The sequence below is a fragment of the Kitasatospora sp. NPDC018619 genome (genome assembly GCF_044391605.1).
Taxonomy (GTDB): Bacteria; Actinomycetota; Actinomycetes; order Streptomycetales; family Streptomycetaceae; genus Kitasatospora.
The window spans coordinates 374,733-390,335 of the sequence record NZ_JBISAI010000004.1 but is presented as its reverse complement, the minus strand read 5'-3'; the positions used below and the strand labels follow the sequence as shown (position 1 = coordinate 390,335).

Below are 15,603 nucleotides of genomic sequence, written 5' to 3'. Positions count from 1 at the left end.
GTCATTCGGCCGCCGACGTAAGTCATCGCGTGTTCCATGCTGGATGCCGTGCCGACCGGAGGGAGAGGAACGTTGACGTCCGTGACCGACCAGGCCGGGCCCCCGCAGGACGGGGACACCGGTCGTCTCCGGAGCCGGGCCGGCTCCGTCGCCGCCATGCCGGTGACGGTCGCCCCGTACGAGCCCGCGCCGGGCCCGGGCCGGATGACGACCCGGCAGTTGGGGCACCTGCTCTTCGTCACGACGCAGGCCGGCCCCCGCCGCGTCACCCGCGGCGTGCGGGAGATCGCCCGTGGCACCAGGCCGGCCGAGGGGTTCCTCGTGGTCGCCGTCATGGGGGCCACCGGTGCCGTGGTGCACCAGGACGACCGGACGGCCGAGGTCCCCGCGGGAGGGGTTTCCTTCTGGTGCACGGAGACCCCCCACGTGGTCGACTACCCGGACGGCGTGGACGTCAGGGTGTGCCTGCTCCCCCGTCGGGCCTTGGGCGTACGCGACGAGCAGCTGGTACGGGTGACGGCCACCGTGGCCGACGCCGGCGGCCCGGTGGCCGCCCTGGTCAAGCAGTCCCTGCTGACCCTGGTCGAGGCGGCCGGGGACTGCTCGGGGCCCGTCGCCGGTCGGCTGGCGTGCAACTTCGCCGACCTGGTGGCCATCCTCGTCAACGAGCAGGCCGCCCCTGACGCGCCGGCCGCGGAGGACTCCCGGCACACCCGGATCTCGGAGATCCACGCCCACGTGGAACGGCACCTCAGGGATCCCGGGCTCGGACCGCAGACGATCGCGGCCGCGCACGGCATCTCCGTCCGCTCCCTCCACAAGCTCTTCGAAGGGGAGGGGACCACCGTCAGCCGGCTGATCCAGCGCCGCCGCCTCCAGGCGACTGCCGAGGACCTCTCCCGCGGGGACAGCGGCGACAGCACGGTCTCCGGCGTCGCCCAGCGGTGGGGCTTCACCGATCCGGCCCACTTCAGCCGGCTCTTCCGCGCCTCGTACGGCATCTCGCCGAGCCGGTGGCGCGACACCCGCGACGGCACCGAGCCGCCCGAGCCGCGGGACACCCGGGGCCCGGTGTCCCGATGACCGATCGACCCGAGGAGACCCAGGTGCCCGCAACCCTCGCCACCGCATCCCGCTCCACCGTGTCCCCCTCCACCGCGTCCCTCGCCACCGTGACCCCCTTCACCGCATCCCTCGCCACCGCGTCGCCGCCCCGCGCCGTCCGGGCGGAGAGTTGGCAGGACGCCGTGTCCCGCACCTTCGTGCCGGTGACCGTGGAGTTCCTGGAGGAGGTGCCGTTGCCCGGGGAGATCGTCAGCCACCGACTCGGGTCGGTGCGGATCTCCAGGGTCCAGGCGGGGCCGCAGACGATGACGCGCGACAGCCGCGCGAGCGCCGCGGACGGCGCTCCGTCGCTCATCCTCAGCCTCCAGCAGCAGGGCACCGCACTGAAGGAGCAGGACGGACGGAAGTCGGTCGTCCGGCCGGGCGAGTTCTCCCTCACCGACTCCTCCCGGGCGTTCCGGAACACGATGGAGGAGCCGTTCGTCTTCACCTCCTTCCACTTCCCCCGCGCGGACCTGGACGTTCCGGACCACGACCTGCGGGCACTGACCGCGACGGCCTTCAGCGGCACCGACGGCAGCGCCGCGCTGGTGGCCGGCTACCTGTCGCAGATGGCGCGCACCGCGGACGGCCTGGACGAGGCCGTCGGGCGCCGGGCCGCGGCGACGGCACTCGACCTGCTGGCACTGCTCGTCGACGACCGGGCCGGGCGCGCCCGGCCGCAGGGTCCACGGGCAGCGGCCTACCTGGAGCGGGTCAAGGAGCACATCCTGCGCAACCTGCGCGACCCGGACCTCTCGCCGTCCAGGATCGCGGAGGCGAACTTCATGTCCGTCCGCTTCCTCCACAAGCTGTTCCAGCAGGAGGGCACCACGGTCGGCGGGTGGATCCGCACGCAGCGGTTGGAGCGTTGCCATCGCGACCTGCTCCGGCCGATGGCGGAGGAGCTCGGGGTGGCGGGGATCGCCCGGCGCTGGGGCTTCGCCAACTCCAGCCACTTCACCCGCGCGTTCCGCGCCGCCTACGGCATGACGCCGAGTGACTGGCAGGCCAGCGCCCGCCACCTGCGCCGGAACGGCTGACGCGTCTCCTGCGCGGGTCGGCCGAGACCCGCCTAACCACGTGCGCGAGCGGGTAGACCGCGCCATTTGCCCACCCCGCGGACGCATCCGGGCAACTGGTGCTCGCTCACCCACGCTGCGGTAGCCAGGGCGTCCGCCTCCCATCCGCACCGCGGCCCCGCTGTGCCGTCGGACGCGGTCTGCCCTTGGACGAAGCCGCGACCCACCGCTGGACCAGCGAGGGGGCCGACCGCTCCCCTGCCGACAACCGGAGGCCGGCGGGTGGTCCGAGGTGACTGGGCCGCCGGGGCCCTTCAGCACACCCAGGGGCCGAGCCCCTGCCGCGACGGCTACCGGGTGAGGTGGCGCAGTTCGTGGTCGTAGAGCTGCGCCGGGTCGAAGCCCATGCCGGTGAAGTGGCCCGCGAGTTCGAGGGAGAGGACGCCGTGGAGGCGGGTCCAGAAGCGCAGGGCGCGGCGTAGCGCGGCGGGTGGGGCGGGGTGGTCGCCCGCCCAGTTGCGGTGTTCGGCCAGGTGGGCGTCCAGGTGTTCGTCCAGGTGGGCATCGGGGTGCTCGCCGGCGTCGTCCTGCGTGGTGTCGGTGGGGTTCTGGGCGGCGTCGAGGAGGGCGGTCATGATCTCGGCGGTGATCGCGGTGGTGTCCTCGGGCGCGTGGTAGCCGGGGACGGGTGTGCCGTAGAGGAGGAAGTAGCGCTGGGGGTCGGCCAGCGCCCAGTCGCGCAGGGCGTGGCCGAGGCCGGCGAGATCGGCGCCGCCGGCGGCAGCGGTACGGATCGTGTCGGCGAGGCTGCGGTAGGCGTCGCGGATCAGTTCGGTGATCAGTTCGTCCCGGCCGGCGAAGTAGCGGTAGAGGGCGGGGCCGCTGATGCCCATCTGCTTGGCGATGGCGTTGAGGGACAGTCCCGCGGCGCCGGAGGCGGCGATCTGCTCCCAGGCGCGCTCCTTGACCTCGGTGCGCAGTTGGGCGCGGTAGCGCTCGCGGGGGGTCCCGTTGCCGGCGGTGGCCATGTGCTCGTTCCCTTCGGTGCCGATCGGCTTCCGGTTAGAGGCTATTACGAACGCTGTTGACTGTCACTCCATGGCAGTTATAGCCTCTAACGAATGCACCACCCGCTAACGCACCGGGTGGGGAGTCGAGGGAGGTCGTCGTGAACGCCGGGGAACTGATCGAGGTCGTACTGCCGGGCAAGGTCGAGCCGGAGGGTCTCCGGGTGCGGCACGGATCCGTCCCCGCCGCCGGACCGGGCCGGGCCGTCGTCCGCATGGAGGCGACCGGGGTCTCGTTCGCCGAGCAGCAGATGCGCCGCGGGCGCTACTACGACCAGCCGCCCTTCCCGTTCGTCCCCGGCTACGACCTGGTCGGCACGGTCGAGGCGGTCGGGCCCTGCGTCGACGCCGGGCTGGTCGGCACGCGGGTGGCGGCGCTGCTGAAGGTCGGCGGCTGGGCCAGCCACGTGTCCGTGGACGCCGCCGACCTCGTCCCGGTGCCCGAGGGCATCGACGCGGCACAGGCCGAGACGGTGGTGGTCAACGGCATCACCGCGTGGCAGATGCTGCACCGCAAGGCACGCGTCCGGGCCGGGCAGACCGTCCTGGTGCACGGGGCCAACGGCGGCGTCGGCTCGGTCCTGGTCCAGCTCGCCCTGGCCGCCGGGGCGAAGGTGATCGGCACCGCCTCCGCACGCCACCACGCGGCGCTGCGCGAACGGGGGGTCAGCCCGATCGACTACCGCGCCGAGGACGTCCCCGCCCGCGTGCGGGAACACGCCCCCGCCGGCGTGGACGCCGTCTTCGACCACATCGGCGGCCGGGGCATCGCCGCCTCCTGGCGCCTGCTCGCCCCCGGCGGCACGCTCGTCTCCTACGGCAGCGCATCCACCCGCGACGACGAGGGCTCCAAGCAGTGGCCGGTGCTCAAGCTGATCGGCCGGACGTGGCTGTGGAACGCCCTGCCCAACGGCCGCCACGCCTACTTCTACAACGTCTGGGCAGGCCGGGCACTGAACCGCGACCGCTTCCGGACCCGGCTGCGCAGCGACCTCGGCAAGGTGTTCGCGGCACTGCGCAACGGCGAGATCACCGCGCAGATCGCCGCCGAACTCCCCCTCACCCGCGCCGCCGAGGCCATGCGCCTGGCCGAGTCCGGCACCGCCGCCGGAAAGGTCGTCCTGCGCGGCTGACCGCCGGCCGGCCTGCCACCGCCCGCCCGCCCCCAACGCCACCGCTTCCCGGAAACCGCCAAGGAGAAGGCCTGGCCATGCTCCGGACCAGCCTGCACACCTGCCTCCGGTGCGTTCCCACCGCCACACTCGCCGCTACCGCCACCCTCGCCGCCCCGCCACCCTCGCCCCCCGGCCATGGCGCCGGCGAACGAGGGAAGCCGATGCGCAGCGCCAGGCGCAGCTGCTCGATCGACGAACCGCCGGCTCCGTCGTTGAGCAGGAGGGTGCCCCGGCGGCGGGTCTGGTCCTCGGCGGGGCGGCGGACGAGCGCGAGGTCGAGGCCGCCGGCACGGGGTGGGCGTAGTCGACGGGGACGTGCAGCGTGTCGCACTGCATGCCCGAACTGAGCCGCTTCGGCCTCGTCGCCCGCGCCTCGTTGCGGGCACTCGACAACCGACGTCGCCCCGGCCGCAGGGGGAAAGCGATCCTCCGCCCCAGCCGATCACCCCCGACGGAAGAGCAGAGCTGACGCCCCGTCAGCAACCAGGGCAGTGGTCCTGCACTCGTGGCCACACCCAGGCCGCACCATGGGCTGCATGCGATCACCAACTGGCCGACCCGCAGGTGAAGGAACGGAAAAGGCCCAGGTCGGAGGGTGTCCGACCTGGACCTGGAGGGTGGGGCACCAGGGGCTCGAACCCTGAACCTACGGATTAAAAGTCCGCAGCTCTGCCAATTGAGCTAGTGCCCCGCGGCCCTTGGTCCCGGTGGTGCCTGGCGGGGAGGGCCATGGTGATCCTACCCGGTGGGGCCCGCGGCTCCGCCAGTGGATTGCACGGGCGCGCCGGGTTCGTGGAGCGGGTCTTGAGGCGGGGTGTAGTGGGCGGCGCGGACCCGGCGGAGCCAGTCCTCGACCGGACGCGGGTCGGGCGCGGCGGGCAGGACGCCGGGGCCGGCGAGGCGTTCGGCGGCGTCGGCGAGCAGGCCCTCCGCGAGGGCGGGGCGGTCGGCGATGCGTTCGCCGAGTTCGCGGACGCGTGCGGGGTCGGGCAACCGGATCGGGTTGCGGCCGGTTCGGTGCAGGCGGACGGCCTGCTCGACCAGCCGGACCAGGTGGCGGGCGTGCTTGGCGGCCCGGCGGCGGGTGGCCGGGTCGGCGGTGTCCCGCGTCAGCAGCTTGCGGAACTGCTGGTCGGCGTAGCCGAGGTAGGCCTTCCGCACGGCCGGCGCACTGAGGAAGGCCGTGCGCAGGCCGACCAGTTCCTCGCCGAGCGGGGTGCGGACCTCGTACAGCCCGTCCGGCAGCCAGACCAGCTCGGAGGCGGTCGGGTTGCAGTTCAGCGCCAGCCGGCACCACTTGGCGGCCTCGTGCAGGGTGAGGTCCGGCGCGGTGCCGACGTGGGACTCCGCGGGGCGGTGCAGGCCGTGCAACTCCTCGGTGGGGACGGCGAACAGGCCCAGCCGGTCGAGGTCGGAGCCCGGGTGGGCGAGGCCGTACGCGGTGGAGCCGACGACGCCCGAGAGCAGCACGGTGCCGGTCGCGGCGGGGAAGCCGGACAGCGCGGGAATGCCGGACGAAGCAGGGACGCCGCACGAAGCAGGGACGCCGCTCGCCGCAGGAGCGCCGCTCGCCGCGGGACGGGCGGGGACGGTCGACATCGGCGGGCTCCTCTCGCACGGACGGGCGGGCACCGCATCCTCGTCCGGGCATCCTCCCCGGCACGGCCGCGCCGGGCGAGCGAATTGCGGTCCGGGCCGGTGCCACCGAGGTGTCGGCCGCCCCCGGCCGGGCCGCGGGGTAGCGTACGGGCCATGTCGACCACCCCCACCGGCGAGGTCCTGATCGTCACCGGCGCCGGCCGCGGCATCGGTGCCGCCACCGCCCTGCTGGCCGCCCGCCGCGGCTACCGGGTCTGCGTCAACTACCGCACGGACGAGGCCGCGGCAGCCACCGTCGTGGACGGGATCCGCTCCGCGGGCGGCACCGCCCTCGCGGTCCGCGCCGACGTCTCCCGCACCGCCGAGGTGGAGCGGCTGTTCGCCACCGTGGACGCCGAACTCGGCCCGCTCACCGGGCTGGTGAACAACGCCGGCACCCTGGAGCGGCAGTGCCGGCTGGAGGAGATCGACGAGGACCGGCTGAACCGGATCTGGGCCGCCAACATCACCGGCCCGTTCCTGTGCGCGGCCCAGGCCGTCCGCCGGATGTCCACCCGGCACGGCGGGCGCGGCGGGGCCATCGTCAACGTCGGCTCGGCCGCCTCCCGGATCGGAGCGCCGAACGAGTACGTCGACTACGCGGCCGCCAAGGGCGCGCTGGACTCGATGACCCGCGGCCTCGCCCTGGAGGTCGCCGCCGAGGGCATCCGGGTCAACGCGGTGCGGCCGGGGCTGATCCACACCGGCATCCACGCACTGGGCGGCGAGCCGGGCCGGGTCGACCGGGTCGCGCCCGGCCTGCCGATGCGCCGCGGCGGGCAGCCCGAGGAGGTCGCCGAGGCGATCCTCTTCCTGCTCTCCCCGGCGGCCTCGTACACCACCGGGGCGTTCCTGGAGGTCTCCGGCGGACGCTGAGCCCGTCGGGGTCGACCCGTGCGCCGTCCGCCCGCCCCGGCCTTCTCCTTCCGCCCGCCCGCCCCCGCCCGTACGGTGGTGGCCATGACCGACGCCTTCATCGACATCCCCGGGGTGCGCAACTTCCGTGACGCGGGCGGGATCGGCGCCGTACGCCGGGGCGTGCTCTACCGCTCCGGTTCCTTCCACACCCTCAGCGAGGAGGGCGCCCGGCGGCTCAAGGCCCTCGGTCTGCGGACGGTGATCGACCTGCGCAGCGCCTTCGAGCTGGAGACCTGGCCGGACCAGCGGTACGACCTCGACCACGAGACCCTCAGCCTGCCGACCCTGCCTCCGCACACCGAGGGCTCCGACCGGCCCTGGCCCGAGGACCAGGCCGCGCTCTACCCCTTCATGGCCGAGACGGCCGGCCCCTCGCTCGCCGCCGTCGTCCGCCGCCTCGCCGCCCCCGGGTCGCTGGCCGTCGTCGTCCACTGCGCCGTCGGCAAGGACCGCACCGGGCTCACGATCGCCGTCCTCCAGTCCCTGCTGGGCGCCTCGGACGCGGAGATCACCGCCGACTTCCTGCTCTCCAACGCCGGCCTCGGCCTGGACAAGGGCCCCACCCCGTACATCGACGAGACCGGCACCGAGCGGCTCTCCCGCCCCGTCGGCGCCGAACTCCTCGCCTCCTCCCTGGCCTGGATCCACGAGAACCACGGCGGGATCCCCGGCTACCTCCTGCACCACGGCGCCACCGAGGCCGAACTCGACGGCGTCCGGGCCAACCTGGCGGGCTGACAGGCCGCCCCGGGCCCGGCCCCTCAGCCGCCCCGGCGTTCGAAGCGCCACCACTGGGCCGGGGTGTCGGCGTCCTCGCGCTGGTGGACGTCGGCCTCCGGGGTGTCGCCCGCCGTCAGGGGCTTGCCGCTGACGAAGCTGGTGACGGTGTAGGTGCCCGGGGCGTCGACGTGCGCCTCCAGCAGCCACTCCTGGGCGCCGAAGGCGTTGGCCGACCACTGCTGGATCCGCACGCCGTCCTCCGTCGAGGCGCCGGTGACGTCCAGCCGCTTGCCGCTGCCGGCGTTCTCGACGTGGAACAGCGCGCCGCCCGGGTGGACGGCGGTGAGGCGCCAGAGCTGGGCGTCGCTGCCGTCGTCCGCACCCAGGACGATCCGGGCGCCGCTGCGCCGCGAGGCGTCGGCGACCTGCAGCAGCAGGCCGCTGCCGACGTTGCGGACGAGGTAGCTGCCGTCGGTGATCACGGAGTCTGTCACGGCCGCAGTCTGCCACCGGGCACCGACAACGGCGGCCCGGCCGGGCCCCGCCGGCGGCCCGCGCACCACCGCCGGGCCGGGGGCGCCGGGCGGTTTCCGCCCGACCGGCCCGGGCCCCTATGCTGCGGCGAATGTCCACCGAGCAGATACCGCCGCACCGTCAACAACCCACCTTCTCCGAAGCCGTGGCCGCGCTGGAGGCCGCCGTCGCGGCCGGCGACGACGAGCGGTTCGGCCCCGCCCTCGGGCTGGTCGGCGGGCTGTTCGGTACGGCCGACCCGGCGGAGCGGGTGGCGGCCGGGCCACGGCTGGCCGCGTTGCTGCCGGACGCCCCGTCCTTCCCCCGCGCGCACCTGGCCATGGTGGTGGGCGCCTGCGTGGAGCACGGCGCCCACCCGGTCGCCTGCGCCGGCCCGGTGCTGGCCGGCCTGCGCGGGGCGCTGACCGGCGCCCAGGTGCTGGTCCGGCGCTGGGCCTCCACCGGCGGCGGCCCGCTGCCCGACGTGGAGCAGGACGATCCGGCCGAGGCCCACGAGCGGATCGCCGACCCGGCCCACCTGGACGAGTGGCACGCGCACCTGGCCGTGGTCGCCTGGTGGACGCTGCACCTGTGGCAGCAGGCGGCGTGGGCGGTGTACGCGCACGCGGAGGTCCGGGCCGAGGCCCGCGCCTCCGGCGTGACGGAGGTGCTCCTGGAGCTGTTCGACCGCTACGAGGGCGGGCAGCACGACTTCAAGGGCCTGGTCCACCTCGCCCTGGTGCTGGACGACGAGCCGCTGCTGGTGCTCGACCGTCCCACCGGCACCGGCTACCTGCTGCGGATGAGCGGCCTGAGCGACACCTTCCAGCTGCACACCCTGCTCGCCGACGTACTGATCGGCGGCGGCCACCTGCCCGGCACCCCGCAGGACCGGGAGGTGGTGGCACTGGCCCGGACGGCCTTCCTGGACGGCCGCCGGGTGATCGCCACCGGCGCCTTCGACCTGGTCGCGCCGGACGGCTCCTGGATCTGGAACGAGGGGACGCCGAGCGACGTCCCGGTGGTGGACGGCGTGCGCACCCTGGTGCTGGAGCCGCTGCCGTACGAGCGGAGCTGGTCGGCCGGGCGGTTCATCCAGGAGGTGCCGGGCGACCTCCGGCTGGAGCGGGTGCTCGACCAGGCGGAGGCCGCCCGCCGGCTGGCCGCCACGGTGCCGGGGCAGACGCCCGCCGAGGCGTTCCGGTAACGGGGCCCGCCCCCGGTGCCGAACGGGCGGAGCGTCGCGCCCGGCGCCGGCGGGAGGCCCCGGCCGCTCCGCCCGTCCGGCGGGTTATGGTCGGAAACCGACACAGCCCCCTACGAGTGGAGTCGACGATGGCGAAGGTCCCGAACGCGCTCGCGGCCGCCGCGCCCGCCGCGCTGACCGCGGCGAGCGGTCTGGTCGGCGGCTACGGCGTGGCCCGCTGGAGCGGCCGGCGCGAACTGGGCGGCGCGGTGCTGGCGGTGGCCGGCGCCGGGGCGGCCGCGCAGTGGCGCCGGAGCGCGGGCACAGGCACCGCGGCGGCGCTGACCGGCCTGTACGTGGCGGCCTTCGGCGGCTCGCACCCGCTGGCGAAGCGGATCGGTGCCTGGCCGTCGGTCTTCGCCGTGACCGGTGTGGTCGCGGCGGCCTCCACCGCCGCGACGGTGCTCTCCGCCCGCCGGAAGTAGCCGCCGGGGGCGGCTACGGGCGGTTCACGGCGGCCTCCTGGCGGATCACGGCAGTTCGCGGCGGTCTACGGGCGGCTCTCCGGGCGGTCTACAGGCGGCTCTCCGGGCCGAACCTGGCCTCGAAGGCGGCCCGGTTCGCCGAGACCGGCGAGCGGTCCCAGACCGCGAACACCACCCGCTCGAAGGCCGCCCCGTACCGGGCCAGCGCCCCCTCGAAGGCCTCCGCGACCTGCGCCGGGTCGTTGCGGAACACCCCGCAGCCCCAGGCTCCGAGCACCAGCGCGCGCACCTCGTGCCGGGCGGCCGCCGCCAGCACCCGCACGGCCCGCTCGGCGAGCACGCCCCGCACCTCCACCCCGGCCGAACGCCGTTCCAGCTGACCGGCGTTGGGCGCGGGCGAGGTCAGGAAGGTGACGGGGTACGGCTGCGCCAGCAGGCCGCCGTGCCCGTCCCGGATCACCGGCACCGCCGGCGAGACGATCACCCGGTGGCTGTACCGGAGGTCTCCGCAGGCCCGGTGCGCCTCGTAGTAGTCCGGGGCCTCCAGCAGGCAGCCGTACAGCAGCGCGCTGCGGCACAGGTCCTCCTCCTGGGCGCGGGCGCCGCGCAGGTAGCCGCCGCCGGGGTTGCGCGCGGAGGCGAAGTTCAGCACCCCGACCGGCCCCTCCCCGGCCCCGACCAGGCGCCGGGCGGCCTGGATGCTCCCCTCGGCCGTCACCTCGATCCGCCCGGCCGCCGGGCCCGGCCCGGGCTCCCCCGCCGCCAGCAGCGCGTCCAGCCCGGCCGGCGCGTACGACACCGTGCCGGCCTTCGCCGCCGCCAACTCCTCGGCCACCCGCACGAGTTCGCCCCGGGCCGTCCGGTAGCTCCCCCGCTCGGCGATCTCCTCGTTCACCCGCGCCGTCTCGCGCAGTCCGCTGCTCATGGCGGCGACGCTACGGGACTACCGCGCCCGGACGCCACAGGTTATTCTCACTCCAAGAACAACACCTCGGGGGGCATGGCGAGGTGCGTGGGGGAACGCGAAGGGCCCGCTCCGGGGGACGGAGCGGGCCCTTCGTACGTTCAGCCGGGCCGGCGGTCGGCTACCGCCGGTGCGGCGTCAGTTCTTCCAGCGCGGCTTGCGGTCGTCGCGGTCGAAACCGCCCGAGCGGCGGTCGTCGCGGTCACGGCCACCGCCGAAGCCGCCACGGTCCCGGTTGAAGCCGCCGCGGTCGGACTGCGGACGGCCGCCGGAGCGGTGGTCGTCGCGGCGCGAGAACGGACGGCTGCTGCCGCCGCGCTCGTCGCGGTCACGGCCGAAGGACGGGCGGTCGCCGCCGAAGGAGCGGGCCGGACGGTCGCCACCGAAGGAGCGGCCGCCACGGTCGTCGCGGTCCCGGTTGAAACCGCCGCGCTCGCGGTCGCCACCGAAGGAACGGCCACCGCGGTCGTCGCGGTCCCGGTTGAAGCCACCGCGCTCGCGGTCGCCACCGAAGGAGCGGGCCGGACGGTCGCCACCGAAGGAGCGGCCGCCACGGTCGTCGCGGTCCCGGTTGAAGCCACCGCGCTCGCGGTCGCCACCGAAGGAACGGCCACCGCGCTCGCGGTCGCCACCGAAGGAGCGGCCGCCACGGTCGTCGCGGTCCCGGCCACCGCCGAACCCGCCCGAACGGCGGTCGTCGCGGTCCCGGCCGAAGCCGCCGGAACGGCGGTCGTCCCGGTCCCGGTCCCGGTCGCGGTCACGGTCACGGCCGAAGGCCGGACGCTCGCTGCGCGCCTCGCGGTACGACGGGGCGCGCTCCTCGGCCTGCGGCGCGGCGGCCTCGGCGGCGGCCGGGGCGGCCTCCGTCGCGACGGCCTCGCCGGCCTCGGCCTCGGCGGCCGGCTCCTCGTCCACGATGCCCAGCTCGGCCCGCTCGCGCGCGGCACGGGCGGCCAGGCGGTCGGCCTCCTCGCGCAGCTCGGTGGCGCGGCGCTGCGCGCGCTCCAGCTGGCGGGTCATGTCGGCGATCTCGCGCTCGGCGGCACCGGCGATGTTGGCGGCGCTCTCCGCCTGGACCTCGATCAGCGAACGGGCGCCGGTGATCTTGGCGACCTCGGCGTCGAAGGCGTGGTCCAGGATGTGGCGCGTGGCGTCGACGCCCGCGTCCTCCATCAGGCGGAAGACGCCGCGGCGCTGGTGCGGCAGCACCAGGGTGACGACCGCGCCGGAGCGGCCGGCGCGCGCGGTGCGGCCGGAGCGGTGCAGGTAGTCCTTGTGGTCGCCGGCCGGGTCCACGTTGAGGACCAGGTCGATGCCGTCGACGTGGATGCCGCGGGCGGCGACGTCGGTGGCGACGACGACGTTGGTGTAGCCGTCCTTGAAGTCACCGAGGACGCGGGTGCGGGCGCCCTGGGTCATGCCGCCGTGCAGCGCGTCGGCCTTCACGCCGGCCTCGATCAGCTGCTCGGCGACGCGGTCGGCGCCCATCTGGGTGCGGACGAAGATGATCGTGCGGCCCTTGCGGGCGGCGATCGCGTTGGTGATCGGCGCCTTGTCCTTGGGCTTCACCACGAGGATGTGGTGGGTCATGGTGGTGACGGCGCCGGCCGACGGGTCGACCTCGTGGGTGACCGGGTTCTTCAGGTAGCGCTTCACCAGGGTGTCGATCTCGTTCTCCAGGGTGGCGGAGAACAGCAGGCGCTGGCCGCCGGCCGGCACCTGGTCGAGGATCTCGGTGACCTCGGGCAGGAAGCCCATGTCGGCCATCTGGTCGGCCTCGTCGAGGACGACGGTCCGGACGTCGTCCAGCTTGGCGGAGCCGCGGTTCAGCAGGTCGCGCAGCCGGCCGGGGGTGGCGACCAGGACGTCGACGCCGCGCTCCAGCGCGTAGATCTGGTTCGACATCGAGGTGCCGCCGCAGACGACCTTGAGGCGCAGGCCGAGCACCGAGCCGAAGGGCTCCAGGGCGTCGGCGACCTGCATGGCCAGCTCGCGGGTCGGGACCAGGATCAGGCCGCGCGGGTGCTTGGGCCGGGTGCGCTCGCCGTCGGCGAGGCGGGTCAGCAGCGGCAGGCCGAAGCTGAGGGTCTTGCCGGAGCCGGTGCGGCCGCGGCCCAGCACGTCCTTGCCGGCCAGGGCGTCCGGGATGGTCGCGGCCTGGATCGGGAACGGGGTGGTGACACCGCGCTTGGCGAGGGCGCGCACGACGTCGTCGTGCAGGCCCAGGTCGCCGAAGGTGACGGTCGGCTCGGCGGCCGCCTCCTCGGTGGCCTCCACGGCGTCGGCGATCACCTCGTCCGCGGCGGTGTGGGGGGTGTCGTCGGTGGCGGTGACATCGGCGGCGGCCTCGTTCGCGGGCATGGCGAAGCGGGCGTCGTCAACGAGAGACATGCAAAACCTTCCGGAAGTGGCACGCGCCAAAGTCCGGGGTTCTGTTTCACAACCGCCTCTATGCGGTCAGCCACGGATCGCCGGAACGCGCCAAGGGCGCCAGATGGAAATAGGGCGCCAGTCAAATGGATCAAACGAACGATCTACCACCATAGACGAGCCTGGGGATCGGAGGCAAACCCCCTGTTCAGCCCGTTACGGCAGCGCCGCGCGCGGGCTCGGCGCCGAGGAACCGGAGCTCCCGGCGGACGGGTCGGGGGCCGGCGGGGCGGTCGTGGCGGGCGAGCTGTGCTCGGGCGCGGGGGTGCCGGACGGGCGGCCGCTCGGGGTCGCCGAGGGCGTCCCGGCCGAGCCGCCGCCGGAGCGGCCCTCCCCGGGGCCGCCCGTACCACCCGTGCCGCCCGACCCGCCGGAGCCACCGCCCGGGTGCGGCGCGGGACTTGTGTTCGCGCCACCCGCCGCGCCGCCGCCCTGGCCGCCGTCGGAAGCGCCCGGCCCCGGCACCGGGACCACCCCGGCCACCGCGCCGTTCGCCCCCGGCAGCGCGTCGCCGGGGGCCGTCGTGGCGGCGCCGTTCGCCCCGCCCTCGGCCTGGAGGCCCCCCGGCCGCTCCGGGCGCCCCGAGGCCCCGCCCGGGTGCCCGGCCCCCGGCGGGGCCGAGGGCCCGCCCGTCGCCCCCGGCCGGACCGCCGGGCCGGCCTGCCCGACCGGTGCCACGCCGTGCTTCTCCTCCGCCGCCGGGCCGACCGACATGCACCCGGTCAGCCCGAGCCCGGCCACCGTCAGCAGGGCCGCCGCCCGTACCGCGCGCGAGCGCGGGACCGCCGCCGCCCGCGCCGGGGCCGTACGCGCCGCGGCCAGCCGCGCCCGCACCGCCCGTACCGCCCGCACCGTCCGTGCCGCCCGTACCGAAGCCACTGAGGTCCCTCTCTACCGCCCCACCCGGGCCGCCCACTCGCGCGCGGCCGCTTTCGGTGCCCAACGCGCGCCCGGCCCGGCGGGACACGGGCAGCGCGCAAGCCGCCTCGGCGCGGCAGGCCGGCCCGGGCTCCGGGGAGCCGTGCGGCCGCCCGCTCAGCCCCAGAGGGCCGAGGCCAGCCCCGCGCCGGCGTAGACGGCGGCCAGCCCGACTGCCACGCTGCCGGCCGCGTTGGCCAGCGCGTAGCGCCCGGCGCCGGTCTCGGCCAGCCGCAGGGTCTCGTACGAGAAGGTCGAGTAGGTGGTCAGCGCCCCGCAGAGCCCCGTCCCCAGCAGCAGCCGGACCTGCTCGGAGGCCGCCCCGGCCGCGACCGCGCCGGTCACCAGCCCGAGCACGAGGCAGCCGACCGCGTTCACCGTGAACGTCCCCCACGGGAACACCGAGTCGTGCCGGGACTGCACCGCCCGGTCGGTCAGGTACCGCAACGGCGCGCCGACCAGGGCGCCCGCCACCACCAGCAGCCAGTTCACTCCGCCGCCCCACCCCGGCCGGAGCCCGGCCCGGACGCCTCGCGGCCCGGCTCCCGGCCCCCGAAGGCCACCACCTCGCAGCGGTCCAGCAGCACCAGCCCCTGCGCCACCACCCCGTCCAGCTCCGGCAGGAACGCCCGCACCCGCTCCTCCTCGTCCACGACCACCACCGCCACCGGCAGGTCCTCGCTCAGCGACAGCAGCCGCGTGGTGTGCACCAGCGACGAGGCCCCGAACCCCTCGATCCCCCGGAACACGCTCGCCCCGGCCAGCCCGGCCGCCCGCGCCCGGTGCACGATCTCGCTGTACAGCGGGCGGTGGTGCCACCGGTCGGCCTCGCCGACCAGCACCGTCAGCCGCAGCGCGGGCCCGCCGAGCCGGCTCACCGCGCGGCCCCGCGGCGGACGGCCCGGTGGACCAGACGGCGGGTCAGCGCGGCCGCCGCCCACACCGCGCACAGCGCGCCCGCCAGCGTCAGCCCCAGGTACGCCACGGCGGGCCCGGGCCGGCCGGCCTCCAGCAGGCGGCGGACGTCCACCGCGTACGTCGAGAAGGTGGTGAACCCGCCCAGCACCCCGGTGCCGAAGAACGGCCGCACCAGCGGGTGGGCCCGGCGCCCCTCGGTGACCACCACCAGGAACACCCCGATCACCGCACAGCCGACCACGTTGACCAGCAGCGTCGTCCACGGGAAGGCCGCCGGGGCGGTCTCCCAGCCGAGCCCGGCCGCGTACCGCGCGGTGGCCCCGATCGCCCCGCCCGCCGCGACCACCGCCACCGCCCGCCCCTGCCCGCGCAGCACCGGCGGCCGGACGGGGCGCCCGGTCGGCGGCGGGCCCGGCCGCAGCGCACCGGCCGGGCCGGACGCACCGGTGCCGCCCGCGGCGTCGTCCACGGCACCCTCCGAAGTCGTCACGGCCCCATCAAACACCGGCCCCCGCCATCTGGCATGCCGTCATCCGGCACCGGAC

Annotated in this window: 16 protein-coding genes and 1 tRNA gene; 7 read left to right on the top strand and 10 right to left on the bottom strand. The window is 75.7% G+C overall.

Features of this window, described 5'->3' with window-relative positions:
- Positions 1–81 precede the first annotated feature (81 nt).
- Both ACH5AR_RS08985 and ACH5AR_RS08980 read left to right on the top strand, forming a co-directional pair.
- Complete coding sequence (locus ACH5AR_RS08985; RefSeq protein WP_396300736.1) at positions 82–1,083, top strand: helix-turn-helix domain-containing protein; 1,002 nt, start codon at positions 82–84, stop codon at positions 1,081–1,083.
- Entirely contained in the window at positions 1,080–2,147 is a 1,068-nt protein-coding gene (locus ACH5AR_RS08980; RefSeq protein ID WP_396300677.1) for a helix-turn-helix domain-containing protein, read from the top strand. The genes ACH5AR_RS08985 and ACH5AR_RS08980 overlap by 4 nt, the downstream gene beginning before the upstream one ends.
- Positions 2,148–2,476: 329 nt before the next feature.
- On the opposite strand, the gene ACH5AR_RS08975 is transcribed toward ACH5AR_RS08980, so the two are convergent.
- The gene (locus ACH5AR_RS08975) at positions 2,477–3,154 is read right to left on the bottom strand and encodes a TetR/AcrR family transcriptional regulator (protein ID WP_396300676.1); all 678 of its coding nucleotides are present in this window, start codon (positions 3,152–3,154) and stop codon (positions 2,477–2,479) included.
- Between the two features lie 140 nt (positions 3,155–3,294).
- Here ACH5AR_RS08975 and ACH5AR_RS08970 point away from each other — a divergent pair, with 140 nt between their 5' ends.
- Entirely contained in the window at positions 3,295–4,326 is a 1,032-nt protein-coding gene (locus ACH5AR_RS08970; protein ID WP_396300675.1) for a medium chain dehydrogenase/reductase family protein, read from the top strand.
- Between the two features lie 660 nt (positions 4,327–4,986).
- Here the strand turns inward: ACH5AR_RS08970 and ACH5AR_RS08965 are convergent.
- Positions 4,987–5,059, bottom strand: a tRNA-Lys gene (locus tag ACH5AR_RS08965).
- 47 nt (positions 5,060–5,106) lie between these two features.
- Positions 5,107–5,967: a DNA polymerase beta superfamily protein gene (locus tag ACH5AR_RS08960; RefSeq protein WP_396300674.1), complete on the bottom strand. Its 861-nt coding sequence runs from the start codon at positions 5,965–5,967 to the stop codon at positions 5,107–5,109.
- A 153-nt stretch (positions 5,968–6,120) separates the two neighbouring features.
- Between ACH5AR_RS08960 and ACH5AR_RS08955 the strand changes: the two genes are divergently transcribed.
- Together ACH5AR_RS08955 and ACH5AR_RS08950 are read left to right on the top strand one after the other, a co-directional pair.
- Positions 6,121–6,882, top strand: coding sequence for an SDR family oxidoreductase (locus ACH5AR_RS08955; RefSeq protein ID WP_396300673.1), 762 nt, complete (start codon positions 6,121–6,123; stop codon positions 6,880–6,882).
- An 84-nt stretch (positions 6,883–6,966) separates the two neighbouring features.
- Positions 6,967–7,662, top strand: coding sequence for a tyrosine-protein phosphatase (locus tag ACH5AR_RS08950; RefSeq protein WP_396300672.1), 696 nt, complete (start codon positions 6,967–6,969; stop codon positions 7,660–7,662).
- A gap of 23 nt (positions 7,663–7,685) precedes the next feature.
- Here the strand turns inward: ACH5AR_RS08950 and ACH5AR_RS08945 are convergent, their stop codons facing one another.
- Positions 7,686–8,204 carry an RICIN domain-containing protein gene (locus ACH5AR_RS08945; RefSeq protein WP_396300671.1) on the bottom strand — a complete coding sequence of 173 codons (519 nt, stop codon included), beginning with the start codon at positions 8,202–8,204 and terminating at the stop codon, positions 7,686–7,688.
- A 65-nt stretch (positions 8,205–8,269) separates the two neighbouring features.
- Here ACH5AR_RS08945 and ACH5AR_RS08940 point away from each other — a divergent pair, with 65 nt between their 5' ends.
- Together ACH5AR_RS08940 and ACH5AR_RS08935 are read left to right on the top strand one after the other, a co-directional pair.
- Entirely contained in the window at positions 8,270–9,364 is a 1,095-nt protein-coding gene (locus ACH5AR_RS08940; protein ID WP_396300670.1) for a hypothetical protein, read from the top strand.
- A 128-nt stretch (positions 9,365–9,492) separates the two neighbouring features.
- Complete coding sequence (locus tag ACH5AR_RS08935) at positions 9,493–9,828, top strand: hypothetical protein (RefSeq protein ID WP_396300669.1); 336 nt, start codon at positions 9,493–9,495, stop codon at positions 9,826–9,828.
- Between the two features lie 88 nt (positions 9,829–9,916).
- Here the strand turns inward: ACH5AR_RS08935 and ACH5AR_RS08930 are convergent, their stop codons facing one another.
- The 6 genes from ACH5AR_RS08930 to crcB (ACH5AR_RS08905) form a co-directional block, all read right to left on the bottom strand.
- Entirely contained in the window at positions 9,917–10,753 is an 837-nt protein-coding gene (locus ACH5AR_RS08930; protein WP_396300668.1) for a TIGR02452 family protein, read from the bottom strand.
- 177 nt (positions 10,754–10,930) lie between these two features.
- Positions 10,931–13,183 carry a DEAD/DEAH box helicase gene (locus ACH5AR_RS08925; RefSeq protein ID WP_396300667.1) on the bottom strand — a complete coding sequence of 751 codons (2,253 nt, stop codon included), beginning with the start codon at positions 13,181–13,183 and terminating at the stop codon, positions 10,931–10,933.
- Positions 13,184–13,378: 195 nt separating this feature from the next.
- Entirely contained in the window at positions 13,379–14,101 is a 723-nt protein-coding gene (locus ACH5AR_RS08920; RefSeq protein WP_396300666.1) for a hypothetical protein, read from the bottom strand.
- A gap of 156 nt (positions 14,102–14,257) precedes the next feature.
- Positions 14,258–14,632, bottom strand: coding sequence for a fluoride efflux transporter CrcB (gene crcB, locus ACH5AR_RS08915; RefSeq protein ID WP_396300665.1), 375 nt, complete (start codon positions 14,630–14,632; stop codon positions 14,258–14,260).
- Positions 14,629–15,018 carry a DUF190 domain-containing protein gene (locus ACH5AR_RS08910; RefSeq protein WP_396300664.1) on the bottom strand — a complete coding sequence of 130 codons (390 nt, stop codon included), beginning with the start codon at positions 15,016–15,018 and terminating at the stop codon, positions 14,629–14,631. The genes crcB (ACH5AR_RS08915) and ACH5AR_RS08910 overlap by 4 nt, the downstream gene beginning before the upstream one ends.
- Positions 15,015–15,479, bottom strand: a complete 465-nt coding sequence (gene crcB / locus ACH5AR_RS08905) for a fluoride efflux transporter CrcB (protein WP_396300735.1) — start codon at positions 15,477–15,479, stop codon at positions 15,015–15,017. Before crcB (ACH5AR_RS08905) ends, ACH5AR_RS08910 begins: the two co-directional genes overlap by 4 nt.
- Between the last annotated feature and the right edge of the window lie 124 nt (positions 15,480–15,603).

What these genes read in the sequence shown, in the direction of transcription:
- ACH5AR_RS08955 (WP_396300673.1), top strand. Translation starts at nt 6,121, where the DNA reads ATGTCGACCACCCCCACCGGCGAGGTCCTGATCGTCACCGGCGCCGGC.
- ACH5AR_RS08935 (WP_396300669.1), top strand. Translation starts at nt 9,493, where the DNA reads ATGGCGAAGGTCCCGAACGCGCTCGCGGCCGCCGCGCCCGCCGCGCTG.
- ACH5AR_RS08960 (WP_396300674.1), bottom strand. Translation starts at nt 5,967, where the DNA reads ATGTCGACCGTCCCCGCCCGTCCCGCGGCGAGCGGCGCTCCTGCGGCG.
- ACH5AR_RS08925 (WP_396300667.1), bottom strand. Translation starts at nt 13,183, where the DNA reads ATGTCTCTCGTTGACGACGCCCGCTTCGCCATGCCCGCGAACGAGGCC.
- ACH5AR_RS08930 (WP_396300668.1), bottom strand. Translation starts at nt 10,753, where the DNA reads ATGAGCAGCGGACTGCGCGAGACGGCGCGGGTGAACGAGGAGATCGCC.
- ACH5AR_RS08940 (WP_396300670.1), top strand. Translation starts at nt 8,270, where the DNA reads ATGTCCACCGAGCAGATACCGCCGCACCGTCAACAACCCACCTTCTCC.
- ACH5AR_RS08975 (WP_396300676.1), bottom strand. Translation starts at nt 3,154, where the DNA reads ATGGCCACCGCCGGCAACGGGACCCCCCGCGAGCGCTACCGCGCCCAA.
- ACH5AR_RS08980 (WP_396300677.1), top strand. Translation starts at nt 1,080, where the DNA reads ATGACCGATCGACCCGAGGAGACCCAGGTGCCCGCAACCCTCGCCACC.
- ACH5AR_RS08950 (WP_396300672.1), top strand. Translation starts at nt 6,967, where the DNA reads ATGACCGACGCCTTCATCGACATCCCCGGGGTGCGCAACTTCCGTGAC.